The sequence below is a fragment of the Mesorhizobium sp. L103C105A0 genome, assembly GCF_000502215.1.
Classification (GTDB): domain Bacteria; phylum Pseudomonadota; class Alphaproteobacteria; order Rhizobiales; family Rhizobiaceae; genus Mesorhizobium.
The window spans coordinates 385,177-412,080 of record NZ_AYXF01000003.1 but is presented as its reverse complement, the minus strand read 5'-3'; the positions used below and the strand labels follow the sequence as shown (position 1 = coordinate 412,080).

At 61.7% G+C, this 26,904-nt stretch carries 21 protein-coding genes and 6 pseudogenes; 19 read left to right on the top strand and 8 right to left on the bottom strand.

Annotation, left to right across the window (positions count from 1 at the left end):
* The first annotated feature begins 122 nt into the window (after window positions 1-122).
* The 4 genes and pseudogenes from X727_RS1000000167920 to ligD all read left to right on the top strand — a co-directional run bounded on the left by X727_RS1000000167920 (window position 123) and on the right by ligD (window position 3,134).
* Window positions 123-311 carry a hypothetical protein gene (locus X727_RS1000000167920; RefSeq protein WP_155923567.1) on the top strand — a complete coding sequence of 63 codons (189 nt, stop codon included), beginning with the start codon at window positions 123-125 and terminating at the stop codon, window positions 309-311.
* Window positions 312-362: 51 nt separating this feature from the next.
* Window positions 363-857, top strand: a complete 495-nt coding sequence (locus X727_RS152150; protein ID WP_023834201.1) for a YidB family protein — start codon at window positions 363-365, stop codon at window positions 855-857.
* Between the two features lie 55 nt (window positions 858-912).
* Window positions 913-1,272 carry a DUF4112 domain-containing protein gene (locus X727_RS0133900; protein WP_032998960.1) on the top strand — a complete coding sequence of 120 codons (360 nt, stop codon included), beginning with the start codon at window positions 913-915 and terminating at the stop codon, window positions 1,270-1,272.
* 96 nt (window positions 1,273-1,368) lie between these two features.
* Window positions 1,369-3,134: pseudogene (gene ligD, locus X727_RS01000000164680) on the top strand (DNA ligase D).
* A gap of 13 nt (window positions 3,135-3,147) precedes the next feature.
* On the opposite strand, the gene X727_RS1000000166385 reads toward ligD, so the two are convergent.
* From X727_RS1000000166385 to X727_RS1000000169005, 5 genes are all read right to left on the bottom strand, one after another.
* On the bottom strand, window positions 3,148-3,339 hold the full coding sequence (locus X727_RS1000000166385) for a DUF3606 domain-containing protein (RefSeq protein WP_023715431.1): 192 nt from the start codon (window positions 3,337-3,339) through the stop codon (window positions 3,148-3,150).
* A 579-nt stretch (window positions 3,340-3,918) separates the two neighbouring features.
* Window positions 3,919-4,959 carry a sensor histidine kinase gene (locus X727_RS152155; RefSeq protein WP_023682268.1) on the bottom strand — a complete coding sequence of 347 codons (1,041 nt, stop codon included), beginning with the start codon at window positions 4,957-4,959 and terminating at the stop codon, window positions 3,919-3,921.
* Window positions 4,956-6,443: an ATPase domain-containing protein gene (locus tag X727_RS152160; protein ID WP_023734086.1), complete on the bottom strand. Its 1,488-nt coding sequence runs from the start codon at window positions 6,441-6,443 to the stop codon at window positions 4,956-4,958. Before X727_RS152160 ends, X727_RS152155 begins: the two co-directional genes overlap by 4 nt.
* A 174-nt stretch (window positions 6,444-6,617) precedes the next feature.
* Entirely contained in the window at window positions 6,618-6,821 is a 204-nt protein-coding gene (locus X727_RS152165; RefSeq protein WP_023669466.1) for a CsbD family protein, read from the bottom strand.
* 273 nt (window positions 6,822-7,094) lie between these two features.
* A complete protein-coding gene (locus tag X727_RS1000000169005) occupies window positions 7,095-7,682 on the bottom strand; it encodes a CGNR zinc finger domain-containing protein (protein ID WP_245274160.1) in 588 nt (195 codons plus the stop codon).
* A gap of 163 nt (window positions 7,683-7,845) precedes the next feature.
* On the opposite strand from X727_RS1000000169005, the gene X727_RS152175 reads away from it, so the two are divergent.
* A complete protein-coding gene (locus tag X727_RS152175) occupies window positions 7,846-8,817 on the top strand; it encodes an EamA family transporter (RefSeq protein ID WP_023834199.1) in 972 nt (323 codons plus the stop codon).
* A gap of 276 nt (window positions 8,818-9,093) precedes the next feature.
* Here the strand turns inward: X727_RS152175 and X727_RS152180 are convergent, their stop codons facing one another.
* From X727_RS152180 to X727_RS152190, 3 genes are all read right to left on the bottom strand, one after another.
* Window positions 9,094-9,354 carry a hypothetical protein gene (locus X727_RS152180; RefSeq protein WP_023746312.1) on the bottom strand — a complete coding sequence of 87 codons (261 nt, stop codon included), beginning with the start codon at window positions 9,352-9,354 and terminating at the stop codon, window positions 9,094-9,096.
* Between the two features lie 1,004 nt (window positions 9,355-10,358).
* On the bottom strand, window positions 10,359-11,249 hold the full coding sequence (locus X727_RS152185; RefSeq protein WP_023746314.1) for an adenylate/guanylate cyclase domain-containing protein: 891 nt from the start codon (window positions 11,247-11,249) through the stop codon (window positions 10,359-10,361).
* 415 nt (window positions 11,250-11,664) lie between these two features.
* On the bottom strand, window positions 11,665-12,693 hold the full coding sequence (locus X727_RS152190; protein WP_023834198.1) for a LacI family DNA-binding transcriptional regulator: 1,029 nt from the start codon (window positions 12,691-12,693) through the stop codon (window positions 11,665-11,667).
* Between the two features lie 357 nt (window positions 12,694-13,050).
* Here X727_RS152190 and X727_RS152195 point away from each other — a divergent pair, with 357 nt between their 5' ends.
* The 14 genes and pseudogenes from X727_RS152195 to X727_RS1000000169800 all read left to right on the top strand — a co-directional run.
* The gene (locus X727_RS152195; protein WP_023746316.1) at window positions 13,051-14,664 is read left to right on the top strand and encodes an extracellular solute-binding protein; all 1,614 of its coding nucleotides are present in this window, start codon (window positions 13,051-13,053) and stop codon (window positions 14,662-14,664) included.
* 81 nt (window positions 14,665-14,745) lie between these two features.
* Window positions 14,746-15,606 (top strand): carbohydrate ABC transporter permease, encoded by an 861-nt coding sequence (locus X727_RS152200; RefSeq protein WP_023746317.1) that lies wholly within the window; start codon window positions 14,746-14,748, stop codon window positions 15,604-15,606.
* Window positions 15,603-16,559 (top strand): sugar ABC transporter permease, encoded by a 957-nt coding sequence (locus X727_RS152205; RefSeq protein ID WP_023834197.1) that lies wholly within the window; start codon window positions 15,603-15,605, stop codon window positions 16,557-16,559. Before X727_RS152200 ends, X727_RS152205 begins: the two co-directional genes overlap by 4 nt.
* The gene (locus X727_RS152210; protein ID WP_023834196.1) at window positions 16,556-17,647 is read left to right on the top strand and encodes an ABC transporter ATP-binding protein; all 1,092 of its coding nucleotides are present in this window, start codon (window positions 16,556-16,558) and stop codon (window positions 17,645-17,647) included. The genes X727_RS152205 and X727_RS152210 overlap by 4 nt, the downstream gene beginning before the upstream one ends.
* A gap of 1 nt (window position 17,648) precedes the next feature.
* Complete coding sequence (locus X727_RS152215) at window positions 17,649-18,710, top strand: ABC transporter ATP-binding protein (protein WP_023746320.1); 1,062 nt, start codon at window positions 17,649-17,651, stop codon at window positions 18,708-18,710.
* 35 nt (window positions 18,711-18,745) lie between these two features.
* Window positions 18,746-19,906 (top strand): annotated as a pseudogene (locus X727_RS01000000164675) (Gfo/Idh/MocA family oxidoreductase).
* A gap of 24 nt (window positions 19,907-19,930) precedes the next feature.
* A pseudogene (locus X727_RS01000000164670) lies at window positions 19,931-20,918 on the top strand (sugar phosphate isomerase/epimerase).
* 55 nt (window positions 20,919-20,973) lie between these two features.
* The gene (locus X727_RS152220; protein WP_023746325.1) at window positions 20,974-21,915 is read left to right on the top strand and encodes a substrate-binding domain-containing protein; all 942 of its coding nucleotides are present in this window, start codon (window positions 20,974-20,976) and stop codon (window positions 21,913-21,915) included.
* Window positions 21,916-21,976: 61 nt separating this feature from the next.
* On the top strand, window positions 21,977-22,981 hold the full coding sequence (locus X727_RS152225) for an ABC transporter permease (protein ID WP_050586906.1): 1,005 nt from the start codon (window positions 21,977-21,979) through the stop codon (window positions 22,979-22,981).
* A complete protein-coding gene (locus X727_RS152230) occupies window positions 22,978-23,760 on the top strand; it encodes an ATP-binding cassette domain-containing protein (protein WP_023693351.1) in 783 nt (260 codons plus the stop codon). Before X727_RS152225 ends, X727_RS152230 begins: the two co-directional genes overlap by 4 nt.
* Window positions 23,761-23,770: 10 nt before the next feature.
* Window positions 23,771-24,946 carry an aldose 1-epimerase family protein gene (locus X727_RS152235; protein ID WP_023746326.1) on the top strand — a complete coding sequence of 392 codons (1,176 nt, stop codon included), beginning with the start codon at window positions 23,771-23,773 and terminating at the stop codon, window positions 24,944-24,946.
* Window positions 24,947-25,064: 118 nt separating this feature from the next.
* Window positions 25,065-26,235, top strand: a pseudogene (locus X727_RS01000000164665) (fatty acid desaturase family protein).
* 27 nt (window positions 26,236-26,262) lie between these two features.
* Window positions 26,263-26,557, top strand: a pseudogene (locus X727_RS01000000164660) (Rieske 2Fe-2S domain-containing protein).
* Window positions 26,558-26,609: 52 nt separating this feature from the next.
* Window positions 26,610-26,895, top strand: a pseudogene (locus X727_RS1000000169800) (3-methyl-2-oxobutanoate hydroxymethyltransferase); the annotation flags it as partial.
* Window positions 26,896-26,904: the final 9 nt, after the last annotated feature.

Sequence of the window (26,904 nt, the reverse complement as noted above, 5' to 3'; positions counted from 1 at the left end):
GAATCCATCTCGCTTATACGTTGTACTATCGCGACGGCGACCAGGCTCGCTAGGTTCCGCCTGCCGAGACGCCAAGTTTTGAGGCCGCTCGCGCCGAAGCGATCCGTTGCGGAATCGGCCTGTTGGCTGATCTGGGCGATGACGATATGACCGGATGGTTAGTGCGCATGCGCGATCAGGCAGGCAACGAGCTTTGCACGATCAACGTCTGCGAGGCCGAAGCCGCACCGCAAACGGAAACAAGCCGGTTAGGCAGCACCGCTCACGTCTGTGTCGATACGCCAGCCCTTATTCAATTAGATCGTCGCTAGTCGGAACTTTTGTGATGTTGAGCCCTTGTCCATTGAACAGTGGAGGTACCAATGGCTAACCTGGGAAAATTGGCGATCGCGATGCTCGGCGTCTTGGCATACCAAAATCGCGACAAGATCGGCGACATGATCCGTGGAGCGGGCGATCGCAACCCAAATGATCCGCAAGGCGGGATTCTGGATCAGCTTTCAAAAGGCGTTTCGGGGACCGCGCTTGGCGATATTCTCGACCGGTTCAGAGGGGCAGGCGCCGGATCGAAGGTCGATTCGTGGGTAGGCACCGGGCCGAACGAGCCGATCCAGCCAAGCGAGGTGGAAGCAGCCATAGACGAAGACACCCTGACTTCCCTCTCGATGCAGACCGGCCTATCGCGCGAGGAGCTCATAAGCCGGATCACGCGAGATTTGCCTGAGGCCGTCAGCAAGATGACGCCTACTGGTGAATTGCCCGTTGAGGCGCCGAAAAGCTCCGGTGAGACGACCTTGCTCGACGACGTGCCATCGCACAGGACGGAAGCGAATTCAGGCGGCCAAAGCGATATCTAAGGTGACGGCTATCCATCAGGGAGAGATACTAAATCGTACTGGCGCGCGAGTTGGCATGATCGGGCAGGGCGGTCACGGTGGTCATACAGCAAACGTACTTGCCGAGTTGGATCTATTGGCCGCGCTACTCGATTCCCGCTGGCGCATTCCAGGCACATCAATTCGTTTTGGACTGGATGCGCTCGTAGGTCTGGTTCCCGTACTCGGAGATGCGGCGACGGGCATTGTCTCGGCCTACATCGTCTTGCGAGCTCGAAACGTCGGTGCCGGAAATGGGTTGGTCGCCCGCATGCTAGGCAACGTGCTGCTGGATACGCTCGTAGGAAGTGTCCCAATTCTCGGCTCGATCTTCGACGTCTATTTTAAGGCGAACAATCGCAACATCACTCTGCTGCGCCGTCACATCAACAAGTGAGGCGGATAACCAATCGTCGCGATGCAATTCTTCTAAAAGGCTCGGAACCGACAGGGGCGCTGGGGCTTGAGTCGCGATTCCTGGAGTCGCGAGCATATGACCAGTGCCATTGACCGGCTTTCGTTCATCGAGTTCCAATCGCCCACACTGGTCGAGAAAGCTCCCGAAGGCGGAGATTGGCTTCACGAGATCAAATATGACGGCTACAGGACGCAGCTGGTCGTTGAAGGCGGAAAGGCGCGAGCATTCACGCGTCGCGGCTACGATTGGTCCCACCGTTACAAGAGGATTGTTCAGGCCGCGGCAAGCCTGCCGGTCAAATCCGCTATCATCGATGGTGAAGCTGTCGTCCTGGGCGACACCGGCCTGCCGGACTATCAAGCCCTGGAACGTGAGCTGGGCAACCCAAGTTCGCTGCGGATGACTCTCTACGCTTTCGACCTCCTGTACCTCGATGGCCGTGATCGACGGGAACAACCGTTAGTGAAGCGCAAGGCTGCGCTGAAGAAGCTGCTGACCGAAACCGAGCCAACCCTGACTTATGCCGAGCATCTGGAGGTGAACGGCAAGGATATGTTCGACCATGCCTGCCGGATGGGCATAGAGGGAATCGTATCGAAGCGAGCGGATGCTCACTACCGCTCGGGCGTCCAGACCAGTTGGGTCAAGGTCAAATGTGTCAAGAGCGACACTTTTCCAATCGTGGCTTTCGTCGAGAAACTTGGCGCGCAGCCGCGCCGCATCGCATCGTTGTACATCGGCAGGCGAGAGGGCGACCGGCTGCTTTATGCCGGGAAGGCCCAGACCGGCTATACGCTGGACGCAGCCCGGCGCGTTAGGGAGCGGCTTGATCCGCTTGTAATCGCCAAGTCACCGCTGTCGGAGCCGATCAAGAAGCCCAAGGCGACATGGGTCGAACCAGACGTTCTTGCCGAGGTGCAATTCAGTGGCGTGTCGGACCGGGCATCTTGCGTGAGGCGGTCTTCAAGGGACTCCGCGAGGACCTTCAGGCAATCCCGCCCAAGCCTCCATCGCCCTCCAAGCGGAGGTCGGAAGGCCAACACGGCGTCCCGCGCGAGAACATTCTCCAGCTGCTACCCGATGCGGTTGCACCTTCCAAGGAAGAGCTGGCAGACTATTGGCGGCGGGTCGCTGATCAAGCTCTAGTTAATCTCGTTCGGCGACCGCTGAAGCTGGTCCGCCACGCCTCTGGCGCAACCTTCTACCACAAGGGACCGCTACCTCGGATACCGTCGTCCGTGCACCAGCTCCGCGTTCAAAAGCGCGAAGGCGGCGAAGGCATTCGGGTATGGATAGATGACATGGATGGTCTGCTTGGCTTGGTCGAGAAGGATGCCGTTGAGCTTCATCCTTGGAACGCGACGATTGAAGACATCGAACATCCGGACCGGCTCGTCGTCGACCTCGATCCCGGAGAAGGCGTGCCATGGGACGCTGTGATCGAGGCCACGCTGGCGCTACGGGGCATCTTGGAAGCGGCAGGATTGGAGAGCTGGCCAAAGGTCACTGGCGGCAAAGGCATCCACTTGGCCCCGCTCGTTGCGAAGATGACCCATGACAGCGCCCGGAAACTGGCCAAGTCGCTCGCCCACCGTCTGGTTGATACCGATCCTGACCGATACCTGTTGACAGCTGACCCCGCAGCCCGAGGAGGCCGGATCTTTCTCGACTATCTCCGCAACGGACGGGGCAATACCGCAATAGGCGCTTTTTCCCCGCGAGCGCGGCCCGGCTTCCCAATTGCCCACCCGGTCACATGGAAGCAAGTCGAGGCGGGCATCCGGCCAGACGTTTTCACGCTCGCGCAGCCTTTCAGACCCGCTCGTCGAAAAGCCGCGTGATGCGTCGCGACCATCAGCCGATATCAGCCCGTTTTCTTGCCTCGCGTTCGAGCCTCTTCCGGTCGTTGCCGTGTTCTCTGATTAGTTCGCGGACCTGTTCTGGCGTGATACGATGCTGTTTGGCGAAATAGCGAACCTCATAATCTTCATCGACTGATACACGATTGCGATCTCGAAAATCACGCTTGCTCTTATCGTCTGCCATTATCTTTCCTCCTGATCAGAGAAACAACGACCGACGTTGTATGTTCCCGGCGCCTCACTTCGGCCGCCAGAGGCGCGGGCTGTCCGACCGTACTGGCGCCGCAGGCATTGCGAAGGTGATCTGGCGAAAGTTGGTTGGCCAAAGGCGAGGGTGATTTCGTTTGCTGTTCGGGATAGCTGACCGTCGATCGAGCCTGCCTGCGGGCCTCTTGGTTTTTTACGACGCCAGTCGGAACCCAGACGGGTCGCAGATGATTCAGATGCGCATCCGGGCTATCAACGAGGATCGTGAGCAAAATGGCGGGGGGTGACCACGAAGGCGACAAAACTGCGCTCCGGGAGCCCAAAGTTTCGTCTAGGACGCATGACCCGGGTCACAGCGCCGCGGCACGAGTTCGACTTCATCACCAAGGTCGGCCGCATAGACCACGCCGGAGCTCTCGCAATGTAGCAGAGGCATATGGGAGATATAGAGGCGGTCTTTTTCGGAACTGATGTTTTGGCTAAAGCGCTAGACCAGCCTGCCGAGTGACGCTCAGTTATCCCTATCGCGGCGCCCAGCCAGCCTTTCCGTTGCCGCTCAGTAAGCCGGCACAAGGCGCGTGTTTCGCAACGGCAAGGCCATGGTGAACTGCAAGCCGTCACGATGGTAGTTCAATTCGATCTTGGCGTTGCATTGCACGGTCACGACTTTTTCCAGAAGTGTCGTGCCAAACCCCCGGCGACTGGGCTGCTCGACTTTCGGCCCATCTCGTTCCCGCCAGTCAAGATTGACGATCTGTGTATCGCCGGACCCGCCTAACGACCAGCGGACATCAAGGCGGCCTCCCGTTTGCGAAAGCGCGCCAAACTTCGACGAATTGGAGGCCAGTTCGTGGAAAGCCATCCCGACAGGGACCGCAATGTCGGCGACTAGCGCTACGTTCGGGCCTTCCATAACGATACGCGGCCTGTCGCGCGTCTCATAGTGGTCAAGCTCGCTTTCGAGCAGCTTGTGCAGCGAGGCAGTCTGCCAATAATCGTCGGTAAGCATCGAATGGGTCTGGGCCAGGGAAACGAGCCTGGCTGAAAAATCGCGTACGAAATCATCGACGTTGCCGCTCGACTTGGCCGTCGCGCCCATCATGGCGCGAACGTTGGCCAGCGTGTTCTTGACGCGGTGATGCAGCTCGCGGATGAGCAATTTCTGCCGATCGGCGACCTCCCGCTTCTGTTCGATGTAGGACTGGACCTCACGCTGGCGGGCGCGGGCACGCAAGGCGGAGCGCACCGAGTTGGCGAGGCTCGAAGCCAGAAATGGCCGTTCAAGCACGATCAGATAGCGGTCCAGAAATGCCATCCGCGTGTCGACTTCGTTCCCCCGCATCGTCAGAAGCACGATCGGAAAATCCGACCATGCGGGTTGGGCTTCAAGCCAGGCCGCAAACTGCGTTCGATCGGAACTGAGCAGGGCCTCCTCGGCCACGACAAGGCACTGAGCCTCGTCGAGAAGCGGCACTGCCTCTTCCAAGCTGCCGCACACACGCGAGGCAATCTGGTTTGTAGCCAGGATGGAGGCCGCGATCCTCGCGTCACGGCCAAGCGGCGCCAGCACGAGAACGGCGGGGCTGGACGACATCATAACGCCTTGTCCCTCAGAAGGTCTGTCGGCTTGCCTTCAAATTCCGGAGATCCCATCAGGATACCGCGGAATTGTTCCAGTGGCTCACCTACGGCCACGCCGTTACCGCCGATTTTAAACTCACGAATCGTCTCTTCGTGGGGGCCGACACGTTTCTTGACAACGGAAATCGCGCGTCTCAACTGACCTGCGTTCTCGAAGAAGCGCAGAAGCATGATGGAATCGCAGAGATAGGTCATGTCGACCGGCGCTGCCGTTTGCCCAAACAGCCCATGATTGGCCAACAGCAGGATCGTCGCCACTGCCTTCTGATTGAGATAGGTGAGGATCTCGTGCATCTGAAGCACCAGATGCTGTTCTTCGGACATGGCATTGAGATAGCCAGTTAGGCTGTCGATCACGACGATCCGCACATTGGATTCTTCGACGGCCGCTTGGATGCGCGAAGACAATTCGCCTGGTGAAAGCTCAGCCGGATTGACAGATTCAAGCATCAGCGTGCCGTCCTCGGCAAACGGCTCCAGGTCCATGCCGAGCCCGGCGGCGCGCGCCAAGAAGATGCGCTTTGTCTCGTCAAACAACAGCACCAGCACACGCTCGCCACGCTCGAGTGCGGCATAGCAATAGGTGCAGGCAATTGTAGACTTGCCAACGCCAGACGGCCCCATCAGCATCGTGCTGGTACCACGGGCCAGCCCGCCGCCAAGCAGGGTGTCGATCCGGTTGTTGCTCATGGCCGGCGTATCATGCTCGGCCACCTCATGCTCGGCTGCAACGAGCCGCGGATAGGCGATAACGCCGCCTGGGCGAATGACGAAATCGTGAAAGCCGCCCCGGATCTGCACGCCGCGCATTTTGATCACGCGTAGCCGCCGACGCTCTCCACCATAGACGGGCGACAGCTGCTCCATCCGAATGACGCCGTGACTGATCGAATGCAAATTGAGGTCATCCTGCTCAGCGGTCAGGTCGTCGAGCATAAGCACCGTCACATTGTTGAGCATGAAGAAGCTCTTCAATGCCAACACCTGGCGCCGGTACCGCAGTGACCCTTGCGATAAAAGTCGAATTTCAGAGAGCGAATCGAACACCACGCGATCGGGTCTGACGCGTCCGATCTCGACCATGGCAGACTGCACGGTTTCGCCGAGTTCCAATTCCGAGGAATGGATCAATGTCTGTAGCTGCGCAGGATCGAAACTGAGCTCCGGCGGCACAAGTTCAAGAATTTGCACCCCCTTCAGATCCCAGCCGTGACGGCCAGCAACCGAGAGCAGTTCGCGCTTGCTTTCTGACAAAGTGATGTAAAGGCATGTCTCGCCATTCTTGGCGCCCTCGATCAAAAACTGGAGGCCAAGAGTGGTTTTTCCAGAACCTGGTTTCCCTTCGATGAGATGGGAGCGGTTCCTGGCGTAGCCGCCACGAAGAATGTAGTCGAGGCCGCTAACTCCAGTTGTGATCGCCGAGGCGTCGTCTCTGTCCAACTAATCCCCCAATGTAATTTCGAGAACCAGATAACGACGGGCACCTTTCGCGGTTCCACGTCTCTCGGTGAGCGCCCTTGTCGTGAGACTCACGAAAAGGCGACAAGAAACGCGGCAAAAAAGGGCGCCGTACCTCTCGGAGCCCTTTTTCAAGTTCAGTTTGGAACCGGCGACCTACCAGCCTTGCCGGCCATACCAGTCATCGATGTCGCGCCGGGCGCGGTCCTTCTCAATGCCGTAGCGCTCCTGAATCTTGCCTTCCAACTGATCGCGGTTACCGGCAATACGGTCCAGATCATCGTCTGTGAGTTTGCCCCACTGTTCCTTGACCTTGCCCTTTACCTGCTTCCAATTGCCTTCGACACGGTTCCAGTCCATGGCACCTATCCTTGTTTGTTTCGGACTGAGAAAAACGCCGTCAGGCTAGCGGAGTTCCCGTCAAGTTTGAGCAGATCGACCGATCGAAGCGTGGCGAGGTAGGCGGCCCCGAAGCAACCCGCCCTGGAACGCGATGATGGCTTGCCGCGCCGGCCGTGGTCTCCACCGTCTTGGCCACAGTCGCTCGCGAGACCAGCTTCGTTGAACAAACAGCGACAGGGATAGCGTGAAGCCAACTATGCTGCGTTCGTCATCCAAGCCTGGCGTCAGATACTAATTCTTTCTGTTGGGAGCCATGTTCCCTGCGGCTTTTGCCCTGAAGCGCCTTACCCGGCTGCGTGTGCCGCAGCTCTCATCCGAGCACCACCGCCTGCGCCCGCCACGCGAGGTGTCGATGAAAAGCCAACCGCAGTTCGGCCCGGTGCACTCGCGCACGCGGCGGCGGTCATTCCTGGACACCAAAAACTCGGCTGTCTCAAAGGCCACGCGGTGGCCGATAGTGTTCAGACTGGCTGCGTCGGTCCACTGCCAAGCGAGGCGGTCGCCGGACGGGAAAAGCGAGCGCTTCGGCAGGGCTAGGGCGACTGTATCGCGCACGATTTGCAAGGCATCGTCCGGCACCCGGGCGCCTGCCGCCTCGGCCTGGAGAGCCGCGTAAACGGCCTCGCGCAAAATCTTGGCCTTTTCCAATGCCGCCTCCGCAAGGAGCGGGCGGGCGGAAGCCTCCGCGAGCAGTGCTCGCGCCTCATCGACGTCGATCAAATCGGCACGTCCAGCCCAGACGACCAGGTCGGCATAGGTCTGCAAGAGGTCTGGCCCCCACACATCGCGTCGCGCGTCGACCGTGTTGACGAAGTCCAAGCAGGGGTGACCGCCAACCATGCGCATGTCGACGATAGTCTTCGCACCATCCATCCCGGAAACATCGGTTGGCGGAACCGTATTGGCAAGAGGCCGTTGTAACGAAATAAACGTCCTTTGGCCGTTACGACGAACCAACAACGCCCAGCGAAGGCTGCTTCCGATGAACCGCAACACAGCGACATTTCTGGTTTTATGTGTGATCTGGGGCACCACGTGGATCGGTATCAAGGCAGGGATCGCCACCGTGCCGCCTCTGATGTTCGCAGGCACGCGTTTTACAGTAGCCGGCTTGCTGATCCTCAGCGCGACGCGCCTAAGGGACGCTGCTCTACCACGGGTGGCGAAAAGGAGTTGGCCGCGTCTTTTCGTTGTTACGTTGTTCATGATTCCGCTTTGCTATGGCCCACTCTTTTGGGGCATGCTCTATGTCGATACGGGCACCGCGGCTGTTCTTGAGCTTTCGCTGACCCCTGTCACGCTGCTTGGATTTGCGTTGCTTCTGGGGGACGAACGCTATGACGGCCGCAGGCTCTTTGCGATTTTGCTCGGTGCGGCCGGTCTGTGCATCCTGTTCGGGCCCGAGGCCTATGCTAGTTGGACACACGCAGACCAGCAGGGCAGGGGGCTCCGGCTGCTGGCGATGACAGCGGTGGCGTCGGCAGCTGTAATCTATGCATGGGGTTCGGTGCTCGCGCGGCCGCTTCTTGAGGTATATTCATCGGACTTCATCGCCGGCTTCACCACCCTTTTCGGGGGCGCATTCCTAATTCTCATCTCACTCGTTGTGGAGCCAGGCGCGGCCGCGGCTCTAAAAGGCGATTGGGGCTGGCCGGCCTGGGTCGGGTGGCTGTTCCTCGTGCTGTTTGGTTCGTTCATAGGCTACACTCTATTTATCCGGCTCCTGCACGAAATCGGCGCCTCGCGCGCCGGAGCATTTGCCTTCGTCTCACCCGTGATTGCCGTCGTGCTTGGCATCATCACCTACGGCGAGGAGGTTAGCCTGATCGACATCATCGGCATGGCTATCATGCTCTTCGCAGCGTTTCTTGCGCTACGCGAGCGCAAACAGGAAACATCATCCGCTTCCCCACCGTTGATTCCACGCTCCGCGCGGGCCGATGGCAGAACATGAAAGACGGCGCGCGCATCCAGCCGCCAATCAGCCTTGAGATGGAAAAGCACAAGGTTCTCGTCTATGCGAAAAGAGGGCTCTCCCGGCAGCGTATCCCGCCTACCACCGGCGGCGAGGAAAGCTTCAGCTCATACGACAACACTAGTCGGCGAGGGATTTTGCCGAGTTGCTGTCAAGATTGCAGGCGGGATTTGATGGAAAAATCGCGAGGCTGCAATCAGCGACCTATTCGTTCCGATGGCAATGCAGGCTATCCGCCAACACGTCGACAAGCTGTCAGCCGCATCGCTTCAGTTCCGCCACCTGAACCCCGAGACGGAATGCCTGACCATCGGCATAAGAACGTGCATAGCTTTCCGCTTCGAACGGAAACGTCAGGGTGCTGCCGTAGGCGGTGATGCGGACCGTCCACTTCTTGTCGCGAACGAGTTCGACCGAATTGTCGGGCGACGTCATGATTTCCTCCGGCACCAGCAAGGCGAAGGCACGGATAGCGTCGCAAAGGTTGTTTGAATGCAAACAATCCGACACGCTCATGTCGCTTGTTCTATACGCCTCGACTTTCTCTCGATTAGCGTAGCGCCACGGCTGCAATGTTGGTGGCGCTAAGTCCCCTAGCTACCAAGACCTTTCCCATCGCGTCGGTCCCCTTGCGGCGTCACGCAGCGACCTTTCTGAACCCGATCGCCGAGATCGTCAGCCCGCAGTGTCATCGAGAGAATAGCCGGCAAGCCGCACGGTGCGAATGGCAACTCTGCGACGACTGCTTCAACAACTTTCGCGACTGGCTCATGTGAACGTCGACCACCTGGGCGCTCACACTGGCTTTCTGCGACCAGCCGGCTGCGATGAATTCATCACGGCTGATCACCTTTCAGGATCCTCGAGCATGTGGCGCACCAACTTGAACTCGATCGGCCCAAGAGGAATCTCCCCCCGGTGCTGCAAACACGGTGGTATCGAGCTCCATCTCGACGTCGCGATATGTCAGTGGTCTGCGCTTCTGCGCCAATTTCGTGACGGTAGCCCAATCGCGAGCCTTCGCAGGTGGTCGAGGAGCTATTGCGGCGCAAATGGTCTGATGAAGCGTTCGTCGACCCGGGCTGCAACAGCCTGTGCTGACCTTCAGCGCCTGGGGATATCAAGGCGACACAGGGCAGGGAATTGGTCCGGGCATTCCGCTTCAGCCGGCCGCTCCCGTCGCCAGCTCATTGTCTGGCCGACAGTCCAGCACAATTCGCACGCACCGGCCTTTTCGCGGCAAGACCTAGCGCGTCATCGATCGAGCGGGCCAGCTTGCTGCCGAAGCCATCCACCTGCCGAATGTGGCTTAGGAGCAGGTAGAACTCCGCATCCTGCGAGGGAGATGCACCGGCCCGCGGCTCCGTCGAACTCAGCGAGGGAACGGAAGTCAGACGTTCCTGGATTGGCCTTGGCACATTTGTGAACGGTCGATCCCAATGGCTGTCAAAGAGTACGGCGCGACATTGAGGGCGCCAGCGAACCAGCTCTAAACCGGTCGAGCTAGTAGCCGGGCCGGGTCAATCCGAGACAATTTCGTAGTGAAGAAGCTGGGCTTCGTCGAGTGCCGACTTCACTCCAGGCGAGATGACGCCGGAGCCGAAGAGGATAATATCTTCACGGCGTACGAATACTTCATGGCCCAGTCCCATGGACACAAACGTGCCCGAAGAGCTTCGTTCGAGAAGCCGAGCTCTGCCATTCAATATGGTGAAGGCGGCGTGGCGCCTCGATACCCAGGGCCGCTCGACGATGATGTCGCATTCCGCCGATCTGCCGATTGTCACGGATTCGCCGTTCCGACAGGATCGCAGCTGATCTCTGTAGCGGATGACCAGATGAATCTGCCGCGGCAGGACCGAGCGTCTATCTGTAGTGGCGCCATGGCTGGTGATCTGCGTACCGGGGGCCCCATCGTCGCTCCACAGGGTATAGACATCGAAGAACTCTTGCTTCCCCTTCAAGGCCATTTTGTCGAGGAGCCGCAGGCCCTTGCGGCTTCTCGGGGAAAGGGCTTCGCAGAAGCTCTGGCTGATCAGCACCTCTCCGGGGTTCGCCGTGGTGGACAACCTTGCTGTGACATTGACAACGTCACCGAATATCGCGCCCCGCGCGCGAATGACCGCCCCGAAATGCAATCCGATACGGGCGCTTAACGGACCTTTAGTCAGTTGGTGGCTGATTTGGCAGACGGCCCTCAGCGCCATTTCCGGGCTCTCGAAGAGGCTGAGTATGTCATCGCCCTTCGAGTAAATGAAATCACCACCGTGCTTGGCGACGATCTCGCGCATCGTGTCCAGGCAATCCGAGACCTGCTGTAGAGCGGCATCGTCTCCGATCCGCTCATAGAGTGGCGTGCTGCCCACGACATCAGCTAAGAGGACTGCGGCAAGAAGCGTTTCCTGGTCCATCGATCTCGTGTCCGACCCAAAAAGTCAGCGTGCGTGTATAACACACGAGGTTGCCTGCGACATATCTGCTCGTGCGCCTGGGGCCGGGGCGATGCCTCAGGTGATCGTCGCGGACGGACGGGCGTATGCCATTCGTCGGCTTCGTGCCGACATCCAGAACCCTCTTCGCCCCAATCGTTCGCGACTAGGTGCTATGAGTGGACTTGGTCTTTTTAGGTTCGGAAAGGCTGACCGAGTTGCAACGGGCGGCGGCCTTCTCATGCACCATCAACCACGACCCGATCTTGTCCCTCCGACTTCGCGCGGAATGGTGCCAGATCGGCGGCTTTCAAGAGATCATTCGGGCTCTCGTTCGTATTTGGGACCGGTGGCGACGCCAACGCAGTGCTTTCCGATAAGATCACGGATCCATTGATCAGATTTCAGGTATATTCTCTTTGAAGATCACCTGAAGTCGTGGTTGATGCGGTTCATAGGTCAGGTGCCTGACAGAGTGGCTTAAAATGTTGAGGGCTTCCCGCGCCTCGACGCGCGGATTTTGATCTATGACCGCATCGAGCGTCCCATCCAACAAAAGTTCCTTGGTGCCGTCTGTCACCTCGTGGCCGAGAAAGAGAATGTCTTTGGCGCGTCCACGCTCCTTGAGCGCCCGAGCGATGCCGGTGTTGCCGGCGCCGACATTGTAGATCGCGGCAAGATCGGGGTGCCGGTCCAGAAGCGCTGATGCTTCCGAATAAGCCTTCTCTCGGTCATCCAGCATTTCGCGCATCTCGACGATCTCGAGATTGGGCGACTCCTCGGTCAAGATGTGCCGGAATCCCATCTCGCGTTCCTCATGGCCGCGATAGGACAGCGAGCCGGCGAACAGCGCCACCTTGCTTGGGCGTCCCGATTCCATGAATCGGTTGAGCAGATAGCCGGCCAGCCGCCCCGCGGCGCGGTTGTCGATGCCGATATAGGCCACTCTCGGAACATGCAGGATGTCGGAGGCGATGGTCACTACCTTGACGTCATTGGCCGACAGCGAGCGGATCGCCTCGCGCACCGTTGGATGATCGAGCGCGATCACGCCGACGCCTTGTGTCTGTCCACGCAATTCTTGCAGCAGGCGGGCGAGCCGGTCGGGGTTGAAGCCCTCTATGGTGGCGATGTGGACGTCGAGATCGGGGCGCGCCAAGGCCTGCGCCTCGATGTGTCGATGCAGCATCTTGATGAAGGAATTGGTGCCGGCCGGCAGAGCGAAGTCGAGACGGATGACCTCTCCAGGTGAGGGCCTGGGCGGCGCTCCGTTCGGGCCCTCCGCGATGTAGCCGAGGCGCTGCGCCATTTCGAGCACGATCTCACGCGTGCGCGCCCGCACACCGGGCCTGTTGTTCAGCACGCGGTCGACGGTGGCGGCGGAAACGCCGGCTTCCCGGGCTATGTCAGTCAAGGTGGAACGCACCGTCTTCATCTCCTCAATGCATCAGATCGCACAATGCCGCTAGCCCGTCCGACGGCACCACAGCTGCCAGCCATCAGCGATTCTGATGGGAAATGATGTATCGAGCCTTAGCCGATGCGCAAGGAGGTTGGGCTAAATCGCGTCGCCCGGCGTGATAGTCGCGTGCCAGAAAGGCAGATTTTCCATCAAATCGAGGCATTGAGCCCGTGTGCCGACCTTTGCATGACGTATTTTCTCTGCGGTTGCGGTGTTACGATGTATTTTGAGTATTTATGATGTTGACAGCCTTCCGGTGCTGCCGTCAATATCCCTCAATGGGCTCGTGGAGGAAACATTGGCCCTGAGGGAGGAATTCCAATGTCTGATCTGATCCGCATATCGCGACGCCGATTGCTGGGGTCCGGAGGAAAGGCGGCGGTGTTCGTAGCCGCGGCAGGTATCGCCCCGCAATTCATCCGTCCCGGCCGTGCCCTTGCGGCCGACGCGCTGGCGCCAGGCATGGTCGGCGGCCCCACCGGTTTCGAGGGCGCCGAGCGCTATCAATATGGCGCCGACACGCCGGAAGGCCGTGCCGTTGAGGCGGCCAAGGCCTTGAAGGGAGCTGGCAAGGCACCGGCCAAGATCGTACTTGGCCTGTCGGATGGCTCGATTGGCCAACTCACACAGCCTTTCCCGGCGGGTGCGCCGTCGATCCAGGAGCTGTGGGAAAAGGAAACCGGCATCCAGATCGAGATCGTCGGCCTGCCGAACGGCCAGGAATTCACCAAGACGATGCAGGACATCTCCACCAAGGGTGGGGCCTATGACATCTACTCGACGGAATGGAACCGCCTCGGCGACCTTGCCGAGACCGGCGGCATCGCCAAGCTCGACGACTTCGTCGCCCAGTACAAGCCCGAATGGGACGATCCCAAGACCGGCTATGTCGACGGCGCCAAGGGCGTGTCGCTGCTCAACAAATATCGCGGGTCCAACTATGGCGTGTCGCTGGACGGCGACTTCCAGACCTGGGTCTACCGCACCGACCTGTTCGGCGACGCCGCCGAGCAGAAGGCGTTCAAGGACAAATTCGGCTACGATCTGGCGCCGCCGAAGACCTGGAAGCAGCACAGTGACATCGCGGGCTTCTTCCAGCGCCCCGACAAGGGCCTGTTCGGCTCCACCGACCTGCGCAACCAGGGCTGGGGCTACACCAACTGGTATCAGCGCTATGTCTCGATGGCATCGCCCAACCAGTTCCTGTTCGGCGACGACGGCAAGCCGCTGATCAATTCCGAGCACGGCATTGCCGCCACCAACGAATATGTCGGCTCGCTCGTTCATCACTCGCCGGACGCGATCTCCTGGGGCTGGCCGGAGCAGTATGGAAATTTCGCCAAGGGCGGCGCGGCGATGACCTGCGCCTTCTCGAACCTGCCGAAATTCCTCGACAATGCCGGCAACAAGGATTCAGCCGTCACCGGCAAGATCGGCTCGATGCTGCCGCCCGGCCGCGAAGTCGACGGCAAGCTGATCAGCCGTTCCGTGCTGTGGTTCTCGCTGACCGGCATGGTCTCGTCTCAGTCGAAAAACCAGGAGGTCGCCTACCTTTTGCTGCAGTGGCTGGGCTCCGCCCGCATCTATGCCTGGATGAGCGCCAATCCGGGCGGCTATCTCGATCCGTTCCGGCTCTCGGATTTCTCCGATCCGCTGGTGCGCCAGACCTACCACGCCTACCACATCGACGTGGTGCGCGAGACCGTCGCCCGCACGGTGCCGACGATCAACTATCCCGGCGCCACCGCCTTCCACAACGCATTGGACGAAAATCTGATGGCGTCGCTGACCAAGGCCAAGACAGCGGAACAGGCGATGGCCGACACGGAAGCGGAGTGGAAGAAGATCGCCCGCCGCATCGGCGAGGACAAATTGCTCGAAGCCATCAGGACGAACAAGGAGGCCTGGCCGACGGTTCTCGACCCGATCAGCTGATCCGTCTCCCTGGATCAGCGCTGGAGGGGAGGAGCATCTGTTCCTCCCCTCAGCAGTCAACGCCACCAGCAAAGCAGCCAGATGAAGCGTTCCGTCCCCTTCGAGATATTCCGCTACGCCGCGATCTTCGCAGCGATGGCGGTGACGCTGGTACCGATCCTGTGGACGGTGTCGATGGCCTTCAAGCCGATCGCCGAATGGTCGGCGACCGGCGCCGACCTGACATGGTGGCCGAAGAACCCGACGCTCGGCAATTTCCAGTTCGTCTTCGGCGAGTCCAACAACAATCTGATCGTGGCGCTCGACCGCACCGCGCTGAAGCCGATCCTGTCGTCGCTGCTGTCTTCGGTGTTCGGCACGGCGATCGCAATGTCGGCGGGCACGGCTGCGGCCTACGGGCTGTCGCGTTTCGGCTCCGGCCAGAACCTGCCGCTGGCGCTGATCCAGCTCAGGCTGTTTCCGCCAATGGCGGTGATGATCCCGGTCATGATCATGTGGGCCTTCCTGAACTTCACCGACAGCTGGTTTGGCCTGGCCCTGATCTACGGCATCGTCACCCTGCCGTTCGCTTTCTGGCTCATGAAGACCTTCTTCGACGACATGCCGCGCGAGATCGAGGAAGCGGCGCTTGTCGAAGGTTGTTCGCGGTTGCGCGTCTTCACGCGCATCACGCTGCCGATGATGCGCGCACCGCTGGCCAGCGCCGCCCTCTTCGTCTTCATCCTCAACTGGTCGGACTATCTGATCGCGCTGCTGCTGACGACGCGTGAATGGGTGACGATCCCCGTCTACATGGCCTCGCTGTCCTCCTCGATGACCGGGCAGCTCTATGGCGCCAAGGCCGCGCTCGGTCTTATCGCCGCGGTGCCGCCGGTCATCATGGGCATCGCCATCCAGCGCCATCTGGTGCGCGGACTGACGTTCGGCGCGCTCAAGCAATGAGCGCGGTGACCGTGACTGTCTCAAAGGACGCAAAGGCCGCGCTTGGCAAGCCCGCGCTGCGGGACGAGGGAGCGCGGCTGGGATTCCGGCTGACGCTGCCGGCGCAGGTTTTGGTGCTCTTCATCTCCGTCTTCCCGCTGCTGATGCAGCTCTACATCAGCGTCACCGACTGGTCGCCGCTCTCCGGCCTCGGCTGGTGGAACGCATGGGAGATGTGGAACAGCTTCGCCAACTACACCGACCTTGCCGCCGATGCGCGCTTCTGGAGCGCGCTGAGGCGCACGGCCATCGTCATGGTCGTGTGCGTGCCCGTCGAATTCCTGCTTGGCCTGGCATTGGCGACGCTGTTCGCGGACGATTTTCCGGGTAAGCGGATCTTCTATTCGATCCTGCTGATGCCGATGATGGTGGTTCCGGCGGTGGCCGGCTACATGTTCTTCATGCTGTTCCAGTCGGGCGGGCCGCTGAACGACATCCTGTCGGCACTCAGCGGTTCCCGCGTCACCATCGCCTGGCTGTCTGACCCCACACTGGCGCTGATCGCGGTGATCATCGCCGATATCTGGCAGTGGACGCCGCTGATGTTCCTGATCCTGCTTGCCGGCCTGGTCGGCGTGCCGCAGGACCAGATCAAGGCGGCGACCCTGCTCGGCGCCAACCCGTGGCAGCGCTTCGTCACCATCGTGCTGCCGAAGATGAAGACGATCATCATCATCGCGCTGGCGATCCGCGTCATCGAGAACTTCAAGATCTTCGACACGCTCTACATCATGACCGGCGGCGGCCCCGGCGTCGCCACGGAGACGATCTCCGTCTACATCTACAAGGTCACGACGCAGGACCTGATCTGGGGCTATGTGGCGGCGATCGCGCTGGCCATCCTGGTCGTGCTTTCGATCGTTGCCGTATTCGCCATGAAGCGCATGGCGCGGGCAAGGCTGGTGCCGGCATGAGCGCGATCCAGCTGCGCAACCTGGTCAAGACCTTTGGCGAGTTCACGGCGCTGAAGACCATGGATCTCGATGTCGCCGATGGCGAGTTCATGGCGCTGCTCGGGCCTTCGGGCTGCGGCAAGTCGACGACGATGAACATGATCGCCGGCATGGAAGAGCCGACCAGCGGCAAGATCCTGTTTGGCGAGCGCGACGTGGCCGGCGTGCCCATGGGCCGCCGCGGCGTCGGCTTCGTTTTCCAGAACTACGCCATCTTCACCCACATGACGGTGCGCCAGAACCTTGCCTATGGGCCGCGGATGCGCGGTGCGGCGAAAGCCGAGATCGACCGCCGCGTCGGCGCCACCGCCGAGCTGCTGCAGTTGACGCCGCTGCTCGACCGCAAGGCCGACCGGCTCTCGGTCAACATCCTGCAGCGGGTGGCGATCGGGCGCTCGGCAATCATGGAGCCGGCGATCTTCCTGCTCGACGAGCCGCTGTCCAATGTCGACGCCGCCTTCCGGGCGGTGATGCGGACCGAGCTCAAGCAGCTGCAGCGCCAGTTCAGGCAGACGATGGTCTACGTCACCCATGACCAGCTCGAGGCCATGACCATGGCCGACCGCATTGCCGTCATGGATCACGGCGTGCTGCAGCAGGTGGGAACGCCGCTGGAAGTCTACAACAATCCGGCCAACGTCTTCGTCGCACGCTTCATCGGCGCCCCGGGCATGAACCTGCTGAGGGGGAGGCCGGCGGAGAGCGATCGGGGCCTGGTGGTCGATCTCGGGCCGCTGGGGGTCACGCCGACGCTGCCGGATGAGCTGGCCGCCACCTTGCGCGGATCGCGCTCCGAGGTGCTTTACGGCTTCCGGCCCGAACAGGTGTCGCTGGTGCAGAGCGGGCAGGGCCTCGCCATGCCGGTGAGCTTCGTCGAGCGGATCGGCGCGAGGACCGTCGTCCATCTCGGCGATGGCGAGACCGCCGTGAAGGCGGTGTTCGACAATAATGTCGGACTGTCGATCGGCGAGCTTGCCGTCGTCGCCCCCGTGGCATCGTCCGTGCGTGTCTTCGATGCCCGCAGCGGCATTGCGATGAAGGCAGGTTGACATGGCCGATATCGTCTTTCGCAATGTCAGCAAGCGCTACGGCACGACGCTCGCCGTCGACGACGCCTCGTTCACCGTCAATGACAACGAATTCTTCTGCTTCTTCGGGCCGCCGCTGGCGGGCAAATCGACAATCCTGCGCCTCGTGCTCGGGCTGGAGACGCCTGATGCCGGAGAGATCCTGATCGGCGGCAAACCGGTCAACACCGTCTCGCCGGCCGAGCGCAATGTCGCCATGGTGTTCCAGAACCTGGCGCTGTTCCCCCATATGAGCGCGCGCGACAATGTGCGTTTCCCGCTGGTCGAGCGCAAGGTCGCCGAGGCCCAGATCGAGAAGCGTGTCGCCGACGTGGCCGCCAAGCTCCACATCGGCCATATCCTGCACAAGCCGCCGGCGCAGCTTTCCGGTGGCGAGCGGCAGCGCGTGGCCATAGCCCGCGCCCTGGTGCGCGACCCGAACGCCTATCTGATGGACGACCCGATCTCTGCGCTCGATGCGCGGCTGCGCGAGGAAACGCGCGTCGAGCTCAAGCGCATCCAGCGCGAACTCGGCAAGACGCTGATCTACGTCACCCATGACCAGGAAGAGGCGATGTCGATCGCCGACCGCATCGCCATTCTGGAGAATGGCAGGATCCGGCAGATCGGCGCCCCGTCCGAGATCTACGACCGCCCGGCGAACACCTATGTGGCGCGACTGCTTGGTTCGCCTGTCATGAACATCCTCAAATCGGTGCGCGGCGACGGTGGCATCGAGGCCGCCGAAGGCGCGGTCAGCATCGACGATCGCGCTGCTCCGGCCGACGCGATCGAAATCGGGCTGAGGCCGGAGGACATCAAGGTCCGGCCCTGGGTCGACGGGGGCGTTGGCCGCCCGGCACGCGTGTTCGAGGTCGAGCCGCTTGGCGGCTACACGGTGGTAACGCTCGCCGCCGGAGAGGCGCGGCTGAAGGCGCTGCTGCGCGGCCAGCCCGACATCAGGCCGGATGCGGCGGTAGCGATATCCTGCGAGCCGGCCCGGGTGCACTATTTCGGGCAGGACGGAGGCGCGTTGGCGAGATGATCGCGGCTGCGAAAACAGAACTTCGGGAGGAAGACATGGCGAGCGAAGGCTTCGAGCCGGACGTGAAGGTCCGCACGAAAGAATACCGTATCGGCTGCATCGGCGCCGGCATGATCATGGCCGAGTGCCATCTGGCAGCCTATCGCGAAGCGGAGTTCAACGTGGTGGCGATCGCCTCGCGCACCCGTTCCAATGCGCAGAAGGTCGCCGCGCGTTGGGACATCCCGACCGTCCACGACACGCCGGAACAGCTGATCGAGAATCCCGAGATCGAGATCGTCGACCTTGCCTTTCCACCCGACCAGCAGCCGGCATTGATCCGCCATGCGCTGAAGCAGCCTCACATCAAGGCGATCCTGGCGCAGAAGCCACTGGCGCTGTCGGTCGATGAAGCCGTGAAGCTGCGCGACGAGGCAGNCTGGGCGACATCGTCTTTGCGCAGATCGACATGCATGCGATCCCGCACTGGCAGACTTTCCTTCAGGACTACGACCGGCTGACGCTCGCCAATATGAGCGTGCATCATCTCGACGTGCTGCGCTTCCTGTTCGGCGATCCCTCGGAAATCACCACTCTGACACGCAAGGACCCGCGCACGACATTCGAGCATAGCGACGGCATCACCGTCTCGACGCTGCGCTTTCCCTCCGGCGTGCTCGCCGTGTCGCTGGAGGATGTCTGGTCCGGNGACGGCATCACCGTCTCGACGCTGCGCTTTCCCTCCGGCGTGCTCGCCGTGTCGCTGGAGGATGTCTGGTCCGGACCGCGCCAGGAGGGCTATCTGGACGACCAGCACATCAACTGGCGCGTCGACGGCACCAAGGGTGTCGCCAAAGGCACGATCGGCTGGCCGAAAGGCGTGGCCTCGACGCTGACCTATGCCTCGACCGAGACGACCGGCGGCGAATGGGTCAGCCCGAGCTGGGACACGATGTGGTTCCCGCATGCCTTCATCGGCGTGATGGNAGACGACCGGCGGCGAATGGGTCAGCCCGAGCTGGGACACGATGTGGTTCCCGCATGCCTTCATCGGCGTGATGGAGCAATTGCAGCACGCGGTGAAGACCGGTGCGCCGCCGGCATTATCGGTTGCCGACAACGTCAAGACGATGGCGCTGGTCGAGGCCGGCTACCGCTCGATCGACGAGGGCCGCACCGTCAAGCTTTCCGAAATCTCGATAAAATCAGCCAACTGAATCGCTTAGGGAGGAGTTCACATCATGATGCAGGCAGGTATTTTCACGGGCTATTTCCCGTACGGCCTCGAAGAGACGGCAAAGAAGATCCGCGGGCTCGGTTTCAACACGGTGCAGATCGACCTGCATTTCAGGGATATCGATCTGTCGGCCGGGCAGATCACTGAGGACAAGGCCAAGCAGGTGCGCGACGTCTTCCGCGACAACAACCTGCCGATCTGCTGCGTGTCGGGCTACACCAACATCATTCATCCCGACAAGGCCGAGCGCGACAAGCGCGTCGGCTATCTCAAGGAGATCATCCGCAATGCGCGCGCCTTCGGCTCGCCCTACGTGATCTCCGAGACCGGTACCTACAACACCGAATCCGACTGGGTGCATCACCCGAAGAACAAGACCGAGGAAGGATTCGAGGAATGCCGCAAGGTGATCGCCGAGCTTGCCCAGACCGCCTATGACCACGGCGCGGTCTTCCTGCTCGAGACCTACGTCAACAATGTCGTCGGTTCGGTCGAGGAGACGGTGAAGATGTTCGCGCAGGTCGACCATCCGGGCCTCGGCCTGCTGATGGATCCGACCAACTATTTCGAAACCCACAACATCGACCGGATGGACCAGATCCTGAACCAGGTGTTCGATACGCTGACCGACAAAATCAAGATCGCACATGCCAAGGACGTCAAGCGTTCGGGCAGCGACAAGTCGGAAAAGCATGCCGACATCGGCGACGAGGATGCGATGGAGAGCCACACGTTCCGCGGCGTCGGCGAGATCGAGCTGCCGGCGCCCGGGCTGGGATCGCTGAATTACGATCTCTATCTGCANGTTCCGCGGCGTCGGCGAGATCGAGCTGCCGGCGCCCGGGCTGGGATCGCTGAATTACGATCTCTATCTGCAGCGGCTGGCGGAAAAGCACCCAAACATCCCGGTCATCATCGAGCATCTCTCGGAAGACGACGTGCCGCGCGCGAAGAAATTCCTCGACGGGAAGTTCCGCGCCAACGGCCTGTGAGCGCCGGTTGCGCCGCCGGCGCATGGCGGCGCAACTCCAACCAAGGGAGGAATGAATGTTGAAATTCGCATTGAAAGTGGCTGCCGCGGCAACGCTGGTAGCCGGGGTCTCCTTGAGCCTGCCGGCATTCGCGCAGGACGGCCAGAAGACCTTCTATCTGCTGTCGCATGGTGGCCCTTCGGACGCGTTCTGGATCGACTGGAATGCCGGCGCGACCAAGGCCTGCGACCAGCTCAAGGTGACCTGCAAGATCTCGTTCAGCGGCGGCGACATGGCGGCGCAGAAGGAGGCTTTCAACTCGGCGCTCGCCGCCAAGCCGGACGGCATCGCTACCACCTCGGCTCAGCCCGGCCTGTGGACGGAGGAGGTGAAGGCCGCCAAGGCCGCCGGCATACCGATCGTGTTCTTCAACACCGACGATCCGGCGACCGGGCGGCAGGCCTATGTCGGGGCCGACCTCAGGGAAGCGGGCGTCATCTGGGCCAAGTATCTCGTCGACCACAAGATGGTGAAGCAGGGCGACAAGGTGTTCCTGCCGGTCGAAGTGCCGGGCGCCAGCTACCAGCAGCTCGAGACCGAGGGCATCGCCAGCGTCTTCGATCCGCTCGGCATCAAGTACGACGTGGTCGATTGCGGCACCGACCCGGCCGGCATCATCGCCAAGATGACCGACTACATGGTCGCCAACAATCCGCCGGCAATCATTGCACTGGGCGATTCCGTGGCAGCAAGCATCAAACGCGTCTTCGACGGGGCCGGTGTGTCGGCCGGCAAGGTCCCGGTCGTCGGCTGGGGCAACTCAAAGGAGACGGCCGAGGCGGTCAAGTCCGGCTTCGTCAATGCTGCGGCCTGGCAGTACCCGTCGGCGCAGGGCTTCATGCCGGTGGCGCTGCTCGGGCTTGCGGCCTCTGGCGAGCCGATCGGCTACGACATTCACACATTCAGCCTCTACGACACCTCGAGCGTCGAGCCGATCCTGAAACTCTACAACAAGTGACGACAATCGGCGCCCGCCGCGAAATGGCGGGCGCCGGACGAAACGCATGGTCCTGACAGATATGGCAATCACAGCAGACGACGACACGCAGCGAGCGAAGGGCAGGTCTGCGCTGCTGCGTTCGCCGCAATTCTCCTCGCTCATCATCCTCATCGTGCTGCTCGTGGTGTTCGCCATCGCCGACGGCAACTTCCTGTCGCCGCTCAACATATCCAACATGATGGCGTTCCTGCCCGAGCTCGGCATCATCGCTCTCGGCATGACGCTGCTGCTGACGGCGGGCGAGTTCGATCTGTCGGTCGGCGCCGTGTTCGGCCTTGCGCCCGTCGTGGTGATGCTGCTGGTGCAGAATGGCGGTATCGACATCGGCGTCGCCCTCCTGGCCGGGCTTGTGCTGTGCATCGCGATCGGCGCCATCAACGGGCTGATCGTCACCAAGATCGGCATTTCCTCCTTCCTGGTCACGCTGTCGATGCTGCTCGTCGTGCGCGGCGCGGCGCTCTACATCACGCAGGGATTCCCCCTGAAGTCGTGGGACCAGCCCGGCTTCTTCGTCACGCTGCTTGCCGGCAGCTTCAATGTAGGCTCGTTCCGGTTCTACACCTCGCTCTGGTGGTTCATCGGCCTGTCGCTGCTGGCGATTTACATCCTGCGCTACGCCAAGCTCGGCAACTGGATCAGCGCCATCGGCAGCAACCGCAACGCAGCGGTGGCGCGCGGCGTGCCGGCCGACGCGGTGAAGATCTGGCTGTTCATCCTGACTTCGGTGGTGGCCGGGCTGGCCGGCATGATCAGCGCGTTCCGGATTTCGGCCGCCTCGCCGGTGGCCGGCACCGGCTACGAACTCGAAGTGATCGCCATGGTGGTGGTCGGCGGCACGGCGCTCACCGGCGGGCGCGGCACCATCCTCGGCACCATCGTCGGCGCGCTGATGCTGCGCGCCATCCGCAACGGCATCGTGCTGATCGGCGTGCCGGGCTTGGCATACAACATCTTCGTCGGCGTCATCATCCTCGCCATGCTCATCCTGCACGCTTTGCTGCAGAAGAACGCCGCAAGGAGCTGACGATGGAAGTGCTGCGTCTGCAAGACCTGCAAAAGTCCTTCGGCAACGTGCGTGCGCTGAAGAACGCCTCGTTCACCCTCAACGAAGGCGAGGTGGTTGCCCTGCTCGGCGACAATGGCGCCGGCAAGTCAACGCTGATCAAAGCGATCTCCGGCGTCTTCCCGGCCGACCACGGCGACATCTTCGTGCGCGGCGAGAAGGCATCGATCCGCTCGACGCGCGACGCGATGGACCTCGGCATCGAGACCATCCATCAGGACACATCGCTCGCGCCGGACCTCAGCATCGCGCGCAATCTTTTCCTGGGCCGGGAGCCGGTCAATTTCGGCTGGCTCGGCGTGTTCGCGCCGCTCGATCTCGCCAAGCTTCGCAACGCCGCCTCGGCGCTGCTGAAGCGGGTCGGCATTTCGAAAAAGCTCGATGCAGATGCGCTGGTGAGCACCCTCTCGGGCGGTGAGCGGCAATCGATCGCGATCTCGCGCGCCATGCAGTTCGCCGCCAAGGTGATCATACTCGACGAGCCGACCAACAATCTTGGCGTCGAGGAAACCCACGGCGTGCTGCGCTTCGTCAAGGAGGTGCGCGACGCCGGCCACTCGGTGCTGCTCATCACCCACAACATCCACCACGTGTTCCAGGTCGCCGACCGCATCATCGTCATGCGCCGCGGCGAAATCGTCGCGGAACAGACGGTCGCCGACACCGACCTGTTGACGGTGGAAAGCATCATCACCGGCGCCGACATGTCGGCCTTGCTCAAGGAGGCGAGGGCAAAGTGAAGGACGTCGCATGGTAGAGCTTTACGGCAAGACGCTGTCGCGAAGGCAGGTGGCCGAGCGGTCCGGCATGCTGTCGCAGTTTGCCGGCGTGCGGCTGATGACGCTCGGCGACGGCGTGGAGCGCGGCATCCGGATGCTCGAGTTCCGCACCGGCTCCGGCCTGCGCTTCACGGCGCTGGTCGACCGGGCGCTCGATATCGCCGATTGCGACTTCCGGGGCCAGGCGATCGGCTGGCATTCGCCGAGTGGCTTTCGCCACCCCGGACTGCACGAGCATGAAGGGGAGGACGGTTTCGCCTTTGGCCGGTCGTTCTCGGGGCTGCTCGTCACCTGCGGCCTCGACCATATACTGGGCCGGCAAGACGTGCCGGCCGAAAGCTACAATTATCCGGGGCGCAAGCGGGTATTGCACTCGCTGCATGGCCGCATCGGCACCGTGCCGGCGCGGCTGACCGGCTACGGCGAGGCCTGGGACGGCGACCGCTGCGTGCTGTGGGCGGAAGGCATCATCCAGCAGGCAACCGTGTTCGGCGAGGATCTCCATTTGCTGCGCCGCATCGAGGCCGATGTCGGCGGCAGCGAGATCCGGCTGTCGGACCGCGTCGTCAATCATGGTTTCAGCCGCACGCCGCACATGTATTTCTATCACGTCAACGTCAGCCATCCCTTGCTCGACGAGGGTTCGCGCTACCTGGCGCCGATCCGGGATGTCGTCTGGGCGGCGCACGCCGGCGATCGTTACGAGGCTCAGAAGGTCGGCTACCGAACCGTGCCGGCGCCGCAGCTGGGATTCAGCGAGCAGGTCTGGGAGCACGAGCTTGGCGCCGATGCGGCGGGCGAGGTGCCGGTAGCCGTCGTCAATGACCACCTGGGCCTCGGCTTCGAGGTCGTGACCCGCAAGGATCAGCTGCCCTGCACCTATCAGTGGCAGAACTTCCAGGCCGGCCTATATGCGTTGGGAATCGAACCCTCGACGCATCATGTTCTGGGCAATCTCGCCGCGCGCGAACGGGGCGAGATGATTTGGCTGGACCATGGCGAAAGCCGCTCCTATGACGCCGTGTTCCGGGTGCTCGACGGTGCCGGCCAGATCGCCGAAGCGGAAGCGAGGATAGCGTCGATCGCCCGGCAGCCGCAACAGGATTACCCTGCGCCGTCCGGCGCTTTTGCGAGACTGCAGGGGTGACCGGCTTGAAACGCACGATCGGTTGCCGCGGCGGGCGGGAAGTGCGCCGGAACACGGAAGCGGGCGCGACCGGGCCGACCCCAGGCAGCCCTTGCGGAGCGCAGGCGGGAAAGCGGAGATGACGATGACGGCAAGCAGGAAGCGTGACTACAGCCTGGTCGGTGAAAGCACCAAACGCGCCATCGAGACCGGGCTCGCCTCGGCCGAGTGGTATCACACCGACGTGCCTCGCAAGGCCATGAAGGAGCTGATGCAGCGCTCCGACGGGCCGGCGATCCGCGACACGATCATCTGGGTCGCGGCGATCCTGCTGTCGGCCGCCGGCATCGTATGGTTCTGGGGCACGTGGTGGGTGGTGCCGTTCCTGTTCGTCTATGGCGTGCTTTACGGCTCGTCGAGCGACTCGCGCTGGCACGAATGCGGCCACGGCACCGCGTTCCGGACGCGCTGGATGAACGATGTCGTCTACCAGATCTCAAGCTTCATGCTGATGCGCAACCCAGTGCAATGGCGCTGGAGCCATGCCCGCCATCACACCGATACCATCATCGTCGGCCGCGATGCCGAGATCGCGGTAATGCGCCCCCCAGATCTGCTGCGGGCGGCGCTCGCCTTCACCGGTATTCTCGATTTCCGCTATTCGCTGCCGGCGCTGGTGCGCCAGGCGTTCGGCAAGCTGTCCGATGAAGAGAAGAGCTATATCCCCGAGATGGAGCAGCACAAGGCGGTGATCGCTGCGCGCTGGCATGTCGCCATCTATGCGGCGACAGTCGGGCTGGCGTTGTTCACGTGGTCGCTGCTGCCGCTGGTGCTGATCGGCCTGCCGCGTCTCTATGGCAGCTGGCACATGGTGCTGACAGGGTTGCTGCAGCATATCGGCCTGGCCGACAATGTCGTCGACCACCGGCTGAACACGCGCACCGTCTACATGAACCCGGTCAGCCGCTTCATCTACTGGAACATGAACNGTCGTCGACCACCGGCTGAACACGCGCACCGTCTACATGAACCCGGTCAGCCGCTTCATCTACTGGAACATGAACTACCATGTCGAACACCATATGTTCCCGATGGTGCCCTATCATGCGCTGCCAAGACTGCACGAGCTGATCAAGCACGACCTGCCGGCGGCGAACCCGTCGATGTGGCATGCCTATCGCGAGGTCTGGCCGGTGCTGCTTCGACAGCTGAAATATGAGGATTTCTATCTCAAGCGGAAATTGCCGCCGACAGCCAGACCCTATCGCGGCGAATTTCACCAGGTGGATATGTCGGCGGCCGCTGAATAGCGATAGCGAATTTTGCCGGAGCCGGAGATGGCTGACTGGATTGAAGCGTGCGCGGTGGACGACATCTCGAAAGAGGATGTCATCTGCTTCGATCCTCGCGGTTTGCCGCTCGCCCGATGACGAGTTGTTAGCCACCGACGGATATTGGACGCATGAGAAGCCGCATCTAGCCGAAAGCTGGTGATCGACGACGTCATCGATGCCCGAAGCACAATGGCCGCTTCAATTACAACACCGGCCAGGCCAGGGCGCGCCGGTCTGCGTCAATCTCGCGATCTATCCGGTGAGAATCGAGGCCGGCAACGTGATGATCCAGATCTGACGCGTGGTAACCGATCCAGCACCGCGTCTAGCAAACACAGAGTGACGTTTTCATGAGCCGAAAGAGGCCGACCGTCGCGATCTGCGCGCGATGAAGCGCCAGCTGACCATGCTGCGCGTGCTGACCATGGACGTAGCCGGGGCCGTCGAGCGGGAGTGGGTCGATCAACTCGGTGCCGCCAGAGCTGTGCTGAATCCTATATCGCGATGCGGCCCCCAGCCTGTTCACCGTGCCGGGCTAGAATTTCTTCGAGATCGGCACCGCCGACGATTTTCTTAGTTGGGCTTTCCGGCTCCGGGCGCCGACGCCGTCATTGCAGCGCCGGCTATGCCACGGTCACCGTGCCC